This is a genomic window from Campylobacter sp. RM16187 (assembly GCF_025319965.1).
In the GTDB taxonomy this organism is placed as follows: Bacteria; Campylobacterota; Campylobacteria; order Campylobacterales; family Campylobacteraceae; genus Campylobacter_A.
This window is the reverse complement of the sequence record NZ_CP012549.1, coordinates 443,770-455,305: the sequence shown is the minus strand read 5'-3', so window position 1 is coordinate 455,305 and position 11,536 is coordinate 443,770. Positions and strand designations below refer to the sequence as shown.

The window sequence follows — 11,536 nt, the reverse complement described above, 5'->3', positions numbered from 1 at the left end:
CTATATATAAAATAAAAGAAGTTTAAATTTATTTTTGGAACTATTTAGTGAAAAGTTACAGTGAAATTAAAGATTTATCACAATATATAAAAGCTTCATTTTATTTCTGGTTAATTCTTGCAGGTTTTGTTATACATGCAACATTTGAGTTTATTTTTATATATAGCGGAAACAAACTAATGATGTTTTATAATATAATAAGCATAGCTGTTTTTGGCGGGGCTTTAAAATTTTTACACAAACATCAGAAGATAGCCCTGCTCGCTTGCTGCACAGAAGCGACTATATTTTTAACAATTGCTACTATAAACCTTGGCTGGTCCGCAGGCTTTCAAGCATGGTTTGTTCCATTTATCTTTCTTTCTATAACAGTTCCATTTAAAAAACGCGGTATATTTTATGCTTTAGGAATTATTCAATCAATAATATACATATATCTATATTTTTCAACTAATCTAAAAATTTCAATATTTCAAATAAATTCAATCGATGATTTTCTAACAAGATTTAATATAATTGTCGCATTTATGCTTATATTTTTTATAGAACGAGTACTTCAAATTTCAAAGGCGATGGAAGTAATTTTCCTGCAAAAAGAAATTCATGAGATGGAAAATATTGCCAACATAGACGAACTGACTGGACTTATAACCAGACGTCAAATGAATGACATTTTAAACAAGATAGATATGTCGCTTAAAAAGGACAGTGGTAATTTTTACTTGATTTTTGGAGATATTGATCATTTTAAAGTCGTAAATGATACTTATGGGCACAAATGCGGAGATGTAGCTTTAGCTGAAATTTCTGCAATATTAAAAAATGAATGCAGAAGCAACGATATAGTTTCTCGCTGGGGAGGAGAAGAATTTTTGATCCTTCTTCAAAGTGATAGAGTTGGTGAGAAACTAAATAAAAATAAAGTCGAAAAAATTTTAAATCGTATTCGAAAAAAAGTGGAAGAGAAAGTTATAGAATATAATGATATAAAATTTTCTGTAACTATTACTTTTGGTGGTGTTTGCTCTGCTAATTTTAGCAATATATCAAATATGATCCATGCAGCCGATAAACAAATGTACATAGGCAAGAAAAACGGAAGAAATCAAGTTGTAATAAAATAATTAATACTTTAATAATAGCAACTATATTGTTTTGCTTAGAATCTTCTTCGTTTGTACAAAAACTACGACCTTGTCCAAAAAACTGTGTAAATGCTTTCTTTTAATTTATCAAAAAGAAACCCTTTTGTCAAATAGTATAGCAAATTGATTAACGGCAAGAGGCCAATTCCTTATAGGCATAGTCCACCTTTTACTCGCATTGCGTATCGTAAGATACATCACTTTATATATCGAATCATCATCCGGAAAGCTTGATTTATTGCGAGTGATTTTTCTTAAGCTGAAGTTTAACGATTCAATCGCATTCGTAGTATAAATAGCTTTTCGGATTTCTTCAGGATAATTAAAAAACTCACTTAGCTCATTCCAATTCCTCTGCCAAGCAGCTTTAATCATCGGATACTTCTCATCCCATTTCTTTCCAAAATCTTCAAGAGCTTCGGCTCCGGCCTTTTCATTTATAGCTGAATATACTTCTTTCAAGTCTTTGCATACAGCTTTAAGGTCTTTGTAAGAAACAAATTTGGTAGAGCTTCTAACCATATGAACTATGCAATGCTGTATATGAGTATCCGGAAATACTGCTTTTACCGCTTCAGGAAATCCGGTAAGCCCATCCATGCAGGCTATAAGAATATCTTCAGTCCCTCGGTTCTTTATCTCACTAAGAACTCCCATCCAAAATTTTGCTCCTTCTGTATTAGATAGCCAAAGCCCTAATACCTCTTTTTTGCCTTCCCAATTGATTGCCAAAGCTACATATAAGGCTTTATTGACGTTTTTTCCGTCTTGACGGCAATTAACACGTAAAGCATCTAGAAATAAAATAGGGTATGATTTATCTAGCGGACGGTTTTGCCATTCTCTGACATCCATCATTACTGATTCCGTTACATTCGAAATAAGTTCCGCTGAAACATTTACACCATACACTTCCTGTAAGTGTCGCTGAATGTCACGGCAACTCATACCGTATGAATACATCGAAATAATCTGATCGTTGAACAATGGACTTCGTTTCTCATGCTTAGGAATAATAACAGGCTCGAATGTACTGTTTCTGTCTCGCGGTACATGTATATCAGTAGTACTGTTATCATCCAAAATTACACTCTTCTCAGTATAACCGTTACGGCTGTTACCGGTGTTGTCCCCTGCATTGTCGTGCTTTCTGTAACCAAGATGCTCATCCATTTCGGCTTCCAACACCCGCTCATAGAACCTACTCGTAAGCTGTCTCAAAAGCCCATCACTACCGGTAAGTTCGTCTTTTGTCATCCCATGAAAATCTAGCTTGTCAAGCATCAAATCGATTACATCTTTTTCTTTTTTCTTTCTTTTGGCTGTCATAATATTTCTCCTAGTATATCATTTTTCAGCCATTTACACAATTTATTTTATAGGGCCAAATTTTCTTTCTATAATTTTCTACTGCCAATAGTCGTTTTGTTTTTTGTTATTTAATCTTATAAACTAATTTCATATTGACTATTTGTCGTCATCTTTGTATGAACCTCACTCACTACTTCTGGCAATTCATTTTGCAAATAGTCTTTTACAATAGGTATCTTTTTTATGATGCTTGAAAAGAAATTGATTATTTTGGTTTTAAAATACCTTAGAGCACTTATTTCTTTACTTTGAGAGACAATAATTTGATTCAAATCTTTTTTCTCATTTTCTAATTTCTTGTTTTGCTTAGAAAGTTCTAAATTTCTATCCTTGTAGACTACAAGCTCACGCTCTAAGTTATCTGCTTGTATCGCTTTTTCCTCGAGTGGCTTTATTTTCTCTTGAAGTTTTACTATTTTCTCATCTTTCTGTTCTACTTCACTATTTAAGAATTTTAATCTAAGTCTAGTCGCAGCTCCTTCACCCTCTATTTCATTCTTTTCTTTTGTTAAAACGTCTATTTGTTTGAATTTTTCCCTAATCTCATCTGTACTACCAAATTCTTCCTCGTTTGTTTTTATTATGCTCTCTAATTTTTCTATTTTTTGTTTTTGCTCATTAATTAAACTATCTTGATTCAGTAAATTTGAATTTTCTTGAGCGAGTTGATTGTTTGTAGTTTTTAGCTTGTCATTAATTTCTAACAAATCTTTTTTTTCTTGAAGTATTTCACTATTTTTTAAAAGTTGGGCAGTTAATTCATTTATCTGCTCTTTTAACTCGGTTTCTGAAACAATATAGATTCTACCTTGGAAAATTTGGAACACTTGTTTTCTTGTATGATTCCATTGTTAAAAATAATAACCTGAAATCTCGGTATGAGTGGTTATTAATTTTAGTTTTTTAAAATTATAAAGCCCCTGCTTGTTTTCTAAGTGTTGAACACTGTGTTAAAGATTTTAGGGGCTTTATAGGTATAAAGTCTGATTAAAAATCTTAGTGTATTAACACTGAATACAAGAAAAGATTATACCTAATTTTTATTAAAGGGGGCGATTATGAAAAAAGATTTTTTTGTAGGTGCTGACGTTTCTAAAGATAAGGTTGATTTTTGTTTTTTAACTTCGGACGAATCTAAAAAACCTAAATTTATTTCACTTCCTAACGATTATAACGTTATTGAAGCTTATTTTAAATCTTTTACTTCTGATAATATTACGGTAGTTTTAGAATATACAAATAACTATCATATTATATTGCAAAGAGTCTTAAACGACTTGGGTATTAAATATTCTCTTTTAAATCCTGAAAAAACAAGTTATTTCTTAAAGCATTTAAACTCTAAAAAAACAGATATAGCAGATTCTTACGGCTTGGCTCTTTATTGTAGGATATTTTCATCTGAGTTAAATCCTACAACTTATAATAAAGAGTATAATTTAATAAAGAGTTATAATTCTGCTATATCTCTTCTCGTTAAAATCCAAACACAACTAAAAAACTTTAAAAAATCTCAAAATCTTGTGAGCGATAATCAATTAAATGAAATCATCACAACTCTTACTAATCAAGTAATGCAATTACAGAAGAAACTTAAATTAATGGCTTATGAGATTTTAAAATCTTTTGTTCCAAATTGCGATGAAATTATAAAAGCTAATAAGGGCTTCGGTGTGGATTTGGCGATATCTTTATTTCCGAATCTACACTTTAACCGAGATAAAACCGCAAAGCAATTTATATCGTTTCTTGGTTTATCTCCTCGCATTTATGAAAGCGGAATATCGGTTAAAAAATCTAAGTGTATTAATAAAAAAGGTAGCTCAAGTATAAGACGTGTTTTATTCTTAGTTGCTATTGTATCTATACGTTTTAACGATAAATTCAAGCAAAAATACGAAACCCTAATAAATAAAGGCAAAAGTAAAAAAGTTGCTATTGTTGCCGTGATGTGTGCAATAGTCAGGTATTTAAAATCTTTATTTCCTTTCGATGAGTGTTTTATAAATGGCAAAAGTATTAATAAGCTCGGAGCAAATTAAGATTTTATATAGCGTTTATAAGCTTCTTTCAGTTCGTAATAATCGAATATCAAGAGAGGATATATTAAGAGATAGCGGAGTTGATAGAGGTAATTTATCACGTTTAATTCAAAACAGATATTTATTAAAATCTTTAAAAAGTGAGGTTCAAAAAAATGCTTAAATTACAAGTCCGAAGTGATAAGACTAAAGAGCAATATGGCTTTAAATTTGTAGATGTAACAAGGATTGATTATCAAACAGAGGAAGTCGCTTTTATATCAGGCTATAACGGTAATCGTCCTATATCTACCGTTCAATTTGGTTTTGAAAATACAGAATTTCGATTAGTAAATCAAGATACTAAAAATTAATTTTATTTCAAGGAGTAAGAAATGGCTAAGCAAAATCAACCGCTTACAACACCAGAGCAAGAGCAAAGAGCAAGAGAAATTTATAACGCTCTTAATCAATCTAACGATTTGTTCGAGCAAAGAATAAAGGTTATTAAAACTAAAAAAATTGAGGGCAAAGCCAAAACAGATAAAGACGGTAATCCGATAATCGATGATTTTGGCGAGATTCAAAAATGGGAAGATAGTTATGCTTTAACCTACGTTGCTATGAATACAGGCGGGGAGCATACAACTAGAATTACACAACAGCAATTTTTAGAGCTACAAGAGGGCGAAATTTATATTGCTAATGGCAAGATAGAATACAGATTATATAAGGATAATTATAATTCCACTCCTGTAATTGTATTTGATAAGTTTGTTCCAGCTATTGAACTGTTTGTAACCGCTATGTTAAAGTTCGAGGGCTTAAAAGCTTGATTTTATGGGCGTTTTGCTTTGCTGACGCCCTGCCTATCAGGTGGTATAGGCGGGACAAACACTGAAATTAAGCTTAAAAGGATAAGAGAATGAGAGAGATTAAATTTAGAGCGTGGGATAAAAAGTTAAAAAGAATTAGAAAAGTTGTTAGAATTGATTTTTCAGACCTTACAGCTGATTTATTTCATTCAACGTCTGCTAATAGTCGTTCTTATGTTCATTTAAGACGTTTTACAGATATTGAGCTCATGCAATGTACATTTTTAAGGGACAAAAACGGAGTTGAAATTTACGAGGGGGATATTATTAAAAAGACAGGAGACATTAAAACCTACTCTATTGTTTTTGATGGTGTGTTAGCCGCCTATCTTATGGATGACGGCACGGGCGGCTACGGGTTAAATCAAATGCTACTGCGGGATTTTGAGATTATCGGCAACATCTACGAAAACTCCGAGCTGTTAAATAAGGCTTAACAATGAATTACAACTTGCAAAATCTTAAAATACTTCATCAAGGAATAGACACCTTAGTTATAGGTGTTCTTTGCAGTGATAAAGATATTTTTGAAACTAAATTTAAGAGTTTTGTTAATAAGATTCGATTAGCTAAAGAATCAGCGCAAAATATTAAGGCTTTTGGCGATAAGGTTGTGAAGTCGTCATTAGGCTTAAATCACGGCGATTTTTTTATAAGCTCAAAGGGTATGGCTAATTACTTTGGATTTGTAAAAAATGATGATGTTTTCTTTTCGGTTTCCGATACTGATTTTGATACAAAAGGAATCTATCATATAAAATTACAATTCCGCTCCGTTTATCTGCTTAAATACGGTCATATCTTTTGTATGGAGCAAGTAAAAAGCTTTTTATCAAGTATATTCGATGATAAATACACTATCAAAATTTTACGCCTTGATTTATGTTCTGATGTTACAGGCATTAAATATACTCCTAGCGACTTTTTTAATTTCCGTTCTCTTAAAAAGGTAAGTAGCTATTCCGATACTGTTCTTTCAAGTAAGAGCGATGATGATTTATTAAGTGATGATGAGCAAGTAAAAGGGCTAATATCCATAAGCGATATAAACGTTAATAACTTTATGCGTTTTAATCGCTTTGAGGGTATGAGCTTTGGTAAAAGTCCTCATATGTTTAGAGTCTATGACAAAATCAAACAGATACAAAATCAAAACATCTCAAACTTAATTTTTACAAAGTGGGAGCTTAACGGATTTAACATCGAAAGGGATATATGCGTATTCCGCCACGAGGTAGAATTTGGCAGATTAATGCTTAAAAGGCTTATTCCTCTAAATACCATTGACGAGGTAAGTTTTGTATTTAATAATCTTGGCTCTTTTTGGCTTGACGGTCTTAAAATTTGTAAATGGTATGATTTAACGGACGATGAAAGGGAGCGTATAAGCTCTAATACAATACTTGCGGGTAGTGTTCGTAAAATTTATCAGCGTGCGGAGGACGATAACAACCGCTTTAAATTTTGGGATTATCTTGCTAATTGGGATAACTTAAAATTTAAACATCTAAGCAAACACGACTTTATTAAGTCAAGGGATTTAAAAAAAGCTAAAAAGGCTCTTAAAGCTTTTATATCTGCTGTTTATACAAATCTTGGTTATGAACATAACAATTTTTTACTTGTCCTTGATGAAGTTAAAAAAGATTTAGATAAGCAAGGGCTTAATCTTCACGAATACGGACTTAGTAAGCTTGCAGGCTCTTTTAACGATAACGAAAAAGTTATTAATGATAATGGCTTAGATATTATAAATCCTTATTCTAGTTTGGTTTATTTTGCTTTAGACCAGTTTATTATTGCTCTTAAAAATATTCAAAACGATGATTATAAAAAGCCTATTATAGACGCTTTAACAATTTTAAAATCTCAAAGGCTAGATAATGAATATTAATTTAAATGGTATTTTAATTCAGGTTCTCGAGGATTTTTTTAAAAACGGTGATTATAAAATTTGCGTTGATTTTAATAATCCTAAAATTAAAGAAGCTTTTTTTAAAAGGGCTGATAATGTTTTTTATCTTTCAAGTGGTCGCCATATAAAAAAAGGTTCTTGGCTATTGATAGGGTTATGAATGAATACAGATTACAAAGTTATCAAATTAATCTTTCAAAAGTTGCCGATAGCTTTGGTTATTATCTTGTTAGAGGTAATAGGTATCTCTTCGCAATTAAAGAAAATGTATTAAATTTATAGTAAAAATGTCAATTAACAAAGAAAAGTTAGCGGATTTTACCGATAAAGTAAATCCTATTGTTAAAGGTTTAGGGGCTTTGGCTTCTATTTTTTTGCCTAAGGCAAGTGTTCCGATTGTTCTAGCAAGTGAAGTTTTAGATGAAATTTCAAAAATAGACGATAAAGACGCTGAAACTGTTGTGTTAGGCTTAACAGCGACTAGTGAAGCTTTAAACGATATTGCTAATCGTGCTAAAGAGGGTCAACCGATAGACTATAAACAACTTGAGTTATTAAGTGATAACCTAAAAGTTATAGATAAGTCGCTTGATAAGTTTTATAAAGTAATTTCATAAGGAGTAAAAAATGCCAGTAGTTCTTCCTGATGACGAAAACGGTGATAATGGTGGTTGTACTAATAGCAGTACTTCTGATTTTGGTTTTAATTTTACCGCTATTAGTTTAAATGGTGATTGTGGTTCTTATTTTGATGGACAGCACGTTATCTGCACTATTGATAAGAGTGAATTTCGTGTTGCTTTTAGTTTGATGGCGCAAATTTCAAAAAGTGATTTTGGTATTTTTTACGGTCTTGTTCCTCATAGTGACGCTGATAAATCTGCTTTAAATTCAAAGCATAGCGGTGCAGATGGTCGTCAGCCACTTTATGTTTTGCCTGCTGTATATGTTATGCAAAAACCTAATTCTGCTCCGTCTGGTGGTGGTGAAAATAATAGTGGTGAAAATAGTGGTGATGTTGTTCCTTAAGGGGGTGTTATATGGCTGTTGAGAATTTTTATTCGTGGCGTATGTTTGATAAAGACGGTAATGTCGTAGCTGATGGTCTTACGCCTGATAAAAAGCACGAAGGGGATTTTTATTTAAATGATGATGGCGTTTTTGAGAATAAAGAAACTGGAGTAAGTTTAAGTGGTGATATTCAATATGTCGATGAAAATGGAGACCCTATTAATTCTAATGTTGAAATGGGCGGTATAGGTGGTGTTGACGCTACTATAACTATCATTAATAGGGGTGGTAATGCTTCTAATAGTAAGCGCGCTTTTGGCGAAATTCGTACATCATCTGGTATTGGTTCAACTCCTGCGTTCAAAGAGGCAAATAATGCTGATAAGCCTAAACTAGAAAATCCTGAGAAACCGCAGACTGATACGCCGCCACCACCTTCCTCGCCGCCTAATAATGGTTCGAGCTCCGGCGGTGGTCTTATTGGTGAAATTTCTAAACAAAACGAGATTTTAAAAAATCTTACTTCTAAGGTCGGACAGACTACGGAATTAAATAAAATTTCTCGTGGTTTGGATTCTCTTGAGCGGTCTTTTAAGCGTTCTCTTGATAATCTTGCTAAAGAGGTTGCTAAGGGGTCTGCGTCTATTGCTCGAAGTAATGAAAAAGGCGATATTTCAGCCTCTGTTAACTCTTTAAAGGGTAGCTTAGACAAACTAGCTACTGTTAAGGAGGATTTGGCTAAAATTTCTGAAAATGGTAAGGGGCTATTAGACATCGAAAAAGACCGACACGACTACGAGAAAAAGCCGCAAACGATTAAAGACCTTGACGGCCAAGATGTAGCAAATTTAAGTCCTAGGGACGCACAAACGGTTAAGAATATCACGCAAGCTAAAACGGCTACGGATACGAATAATTTCGAGCTTGATGGTAGCGATATAGATGATTTGTTCGGTAATTTGCCTGATATAACAGAGTTATTTAAATTTCCGCTTCCTGGTGAAATTGATAGAGAATTTATGAAATAAAGGAGTTTTTTTATGACAAAAGAAATTTTTAATTTAATTCTTTCTATTGTTTTTATTGTTATCGCTGTTCTTGCGTTTAATTATTTTTTTAAACTTCCTGGTCAAATTGATATGGATTTCGTTCAAGAGCAAAGGCTAAATAATGGCAAATGATAATAACGCTACACGTATATTAAAACTCGGCATTGATGAAATGTTTGAGGATTTAACCTATAACGTTGCTTATAATGAGGTTTTACAACGTCTTAAGGCAAACGGAATGGACGATGGAATACTTAAAGAGGCTATTAACAGCGGTATTACGATTATGTTTAGTTCCGCTTTAATGATTTATATTCAAAAACAAGAGGCGGTTATAGGCAAAATTTTAGCGGTTGTAATTACTTTACTTGGTGCCATTTTAGGTAATATGATGAATAAGGCCAAGGGGCTTTTGAATAAGTTTAAGAAAGGTGTTAAGGTTGGAATGCTTGCTAATGTGCTTGGTATTTCTACTGAAGCTAAAGCAAATTTTTCAAATGCTGTGGTTAATGGTGCTAATGCCGCTTTTAATGCTCAACAAAACGCAAATCAATATTATCATCGAGCTAATGTATCTCTTCAGCAGCACGAACATTTAATGCACTCCAAAGACCAGCAATTAGCTTATGCAAAAGCTAAAGCCGACAGCTTTAACCAAACACTACTTTTTAAAATTTTAACATCTAAATTTACCGCTGCCGATAAAGAGATAATACGCAGAATTACTGGCGGAAGTGCTGAAGTTGATATTGAATCATTAAATAAAATAGCTGAGTTCATGTATGTAAAAGATGATTCGGGTAATATAACTGGGCTATCTGAGCAATTTATGACAATGCTTAATGGTTTAGGTTATTTAAATGGTAAAGATAAAAAGATAGGGGGTTAATTATGGCTTTAGATTGTGTAAATGCTTTTAATCAGGAAATGGAGGTTTTAAATACTATTAGTTCAAATCTAAAGATTATTGGTGATAAAATTCTTGAAAATAATCCTGCCGATAATAAAGCCGTTTTAGATGAAATATCCCTTAAAGTTTCTGAAAATCAAATACAACTTAAGGAAACTAATCGTCTTTTAAAACTTCTTTGTGTAGGTATTTTAGGTAAAGTTGAATAATGGTTTCTTTGTTGTGTCATTGTTGTAAGCCTGATTATATTTATGTTCCCAATTTTCTTTTAGGTCGAAATGCTTATGTTCATCAGGACGAATGTTATTTTAATAATATTCTTTATAAAAGATTTATTTATCCTATCGGCGCTACTATTGATAAGTTAGCTACTCCTACTTCTCCTTATTGGCATTCTGATTATATTTATATAACTTGTGTTTTTCATCGTTATATTGGTGATATGAATAATCTTATTGATATTCCTTTTCCCCTTTCTCCTTATGATTATATTATTATCGATTTTTTGAAGCCTGAATATTTGGGGGTTAATGTTGGCAAGCATTTTAATGCTTATCCTGATGGGGTTTATGACCGTTTGCAGTTTTCTTGGTCTGACTTTACTTCTGATAAAATTTCTGAAGTTCTTGATGTCTTAATGAATAGATTTGATTCTTTGTTTTCTCCTGATTATTTTTATTATTCCGATGATGGGTATAATATTAATAACTATGCTGTTAGTTATACTTATGATGAATTTTTAGTTGCCCTTCGTGCTTGGTTATATCGTTTTTTTACTGATTTTTTTAAGAGGGGTTGTTTGAGTAACTTTACTTCTTATACTAATCTTGCTAATAAAGGTCAATTTATGATTGAAAAGGAGCCAAAATAATGCCTATCTATAAAGTAACTCAACAGCAAGGAAACCGCGTAATAACTTCAACGCTTGAGGCTAAAAGCTTATCAAGCTTGCAAGCTTTTTTAGCTGCGGCTTCAACTGCTAAAATTAAATATATTTATGAGGTTCATTTTGAAGATGAAGAAACGACACCGCCTATCGATGATTTTACTTATTATAAGCAATATAAGGCTTTTTGTAAAAATGGTAATCGTAGGAGTAAGCAAGTATTGTTACACAATGTTAAAAAGACTATGACCGAGTCAAAACTATCTAATCTTATTAAAACACATTTGGAAGTTGGCGGAATGAAAATTGATGAAGTATCTTGTTCTTTGTTTATGGAATGATTTTTTATTAAG

17 protein-coding genes are annotated in these 11,536 nt (G+C 32.3%); 15 read left to right on the top strand and 2 right to left on the bottom strand.

Annotation, left to right across the window (positions count from 1 at the left end; translation table 11 throughout):
• Positions 1 to 47: 47 nt before the first annotated feature.
• Positions 48 to 1,124: a GGDEF domain-containing protein gene (locus CDOMF_RS02550; RefSeq protein ID WP_260952318.1), complete on the top strand. Its 1,077-nt coding sequence runs from the start codon at positions 48 to 50 to the stop codon at positions 1,122 to 1,124.
• 108 nt (positions 1,125 to 1,232) lie between these two features.
• Here CDOMF_RS02550 and CDOMF_RS02545 read toward each other — a convergent pair whose 3' ends face one another.
• Both CDOMF_RS02545 and CDOMF_RS02540 read right to left on the bottom strand, forming a co-directional pair.
• On the bottom strand, positions 1,233 to 2,474 hold the full coding sequence (locus tag CDOMF_RS02545; protein ID WP_442863516.1) for an IS256 family transposase: 1,242 nt from the start codon (positions 2,472 to 2,474) through the stop codon (positions 1,233 to 1,235).
• A gap of 116 nt (positions 2,475 to 2,590) precedes the next feature.
• Positions 2,591 to 3,343, bottom strand: a complete 753-nt coding sequence (locus tag CDOMF_RS02540) for a hypothetical protein (protein ID WP_260952317.1) — start codon at positions 3,341 to 3,343, stop codon at positions 2,591 to 2,593.
• A 231-nt stretch (positions 3,344 to 3,574) separates the two neighbouring features.
• On the opposite strand from CDOMF_RS02540, the gene CDOMF_RS02535 reads away from it, so the two are divergent.
• From CDOMF_RS02535 to CDOMF_RS02470, 14 genes are all read left to right on the top strand, one after another.
• A complete protein-coding gene (locus CDOMF_RS02535) occupies positions 3,575 to 4,558 on the top strand; it encodes a transposase (RefSeq protein ID WP_260952316.1) in 984 nt (327 codons plus the stop codon).
• A gap of 155 nt (positions 4,559 to 4,713) precedes the next feature.
• Complete coding sequence (locus tag CDOMF_RS02530; RefSeq protein WP_260952315.1) at positions 4,714 to 4,911, top strand: hypothetical protein; 198 nt, start codon at positions 4,714 to 4,716, stop codon at positions 4,909 to 4,911.
• Positions 4,912 to 4,932: 21 nt separating this feature from the next.
• Positions 4,933 to 5,373: a hypothetical protein gene (locus CDOMF_RS02525; protein WP_260952314.1), complete on the top strand. Its 441-nt coding sequence runs from the start codon at positions 4,933 to 4,935 to the stop codon at positions 5,371 to 5,373.
• Positions 5,374 to 5,462: 89 nt separating this feature from the next.
• Positions 5,463 to 5,849 (top strand): YopX family protein, encoded by a 387-nt coding sequence (locus CDOMF_RS02520; protein ID WP_260952313.1) that lies wholly within the window; start codon positions 5,463 to 5,465, stop codon positions 5,847 to 5,849.
• A 2-nt stretch (positions 5,850 to 5,851) separates the two neighbouring features.
• Positions 5,852 to 7,306 carry a hypothetical protein gene (locus CDOMF_RS02515; RefSeq protein ID WP_260952312.1) on the top strand — a complete coding sequence of 485 codons (1,455 nt, stop codon included), beginning with the start codon at positions 5,852 to 5,854 and terminating at the stop codon, positions 7,304 to 7,306.
• Positions 7,296 to 7,487 carry a hypothetical protein gene (locus CDOMF_RS02510; protein WP_260952311.1) on the top strand — a complete coding sequence of 64 codons (192 nt, stop codon included), beginning with the start codon at positions 7,296 to 7,298 and terminating at the stop codon, positions 7,485 to 7,487. Before CDOMF_RS02515 ends, CDOMF_RS02510 begins: the two co-directional genes overlap by 11 nt.
• Before the next feature lie 127 nt (positions 7,488 to 7,614).
• Complete coding sequence (locus tag CDOMF_RS02505; protein ID WP_260952310.1) at positions 7,615 to 7,944, top strand: hypothetical protein; 330 nt, start codon at positions 7,615 to 7,617, stop codon at positions 7,942 to 7,944.
• A gap of 10 nt (positions 7,945 to 7,954) precedes the next feature.
• Positions 7,955 to 8,356: a hypothetical protein gene (locus CDOMF_RS02500; protein WP_260952309.1), complete on the top strand. Its 402-nt coding sequence runs from the start codon at positions 7,955 to 7,957 to the stop codon at positions 8,354 to 8,356.
• Between the two features lie 11 nt (positions 8,357 to 8,367).
• Positions 8,368 to 9,366, top strand: a complete 999-nt coding sequence (locus tag CDOMF_RS02495; RefSeq protein ID WP_260952308.1) for a hypothetical protein — start codon at positions 8,368 to 8,370, stop codon at positions 9,364 to 9,366.
• A gap of 12 nt (positions 9,367 to 9,378) precedes the next feature.
• Complete coding sequence (locus CDOMF_RS02490) at positions 9,379 to 9,519, top strand: hypothetical protein (protein WP_260952307.1); 141 nt, start codon at positions 9,379 to 9,381, stop codon at positions 9,517 to 9,519.
• A complete protein-coding gene (locus CDOMF_RS02485; protein ID WP_260952306.1) occupies positions 9,509 to 10,276 on the top strand; it encodes a hypothetical protein in 768 nt (255 codons plus the stop codon). Before CDOMF_RS02490 ends, CDOMF_RS02485 begins: the two co-directional genes overlap by 11 nt.
• A gap of 2 nt (positions 10,277 to 10,278) precedes the next feature.
• Entirely contained in the window at positions 10,279 to 10,506 is a 228-nt protein-coding gene (locus tag CDOMF_RS02480) for a hypothetical protein (RefSeq protein ID WP_260952305.1), read from the top strand.
• Positions 10,506 to 11,168: a hypothetical protein gene (locus CDOMF_RS02475; RefSeq protein ID WP_260952304.1), complete on the top strand. Its 663-nt coding sequence runs from the start codon at positions 10,506 to 10,508 to the stop codon at positions 11,166 to 11,168. Before CDOMF_RS02480 ends, CDOMF_RS02475 begins: the two co-directional genes overlap by 1 nt.
• On the top strand, positions 11,168 to 11,524 hold the full coding sequence (locus CDOMF_RS02470; RefSeq protein ID WP_260952303.1) for a hypothetical protein: 357 nt from the start codon (positions 11,168 to 11,170) through the stop codon (positions 11,522 to 11,524). The genes CDOMF_RS02475 and CDOMF_RS02470 overlap by 1 nt, the downstream gene beginning before the upstream one ends.
• Positions 11,525 to 11,536 lie beyond the last annotated feature (12 nt).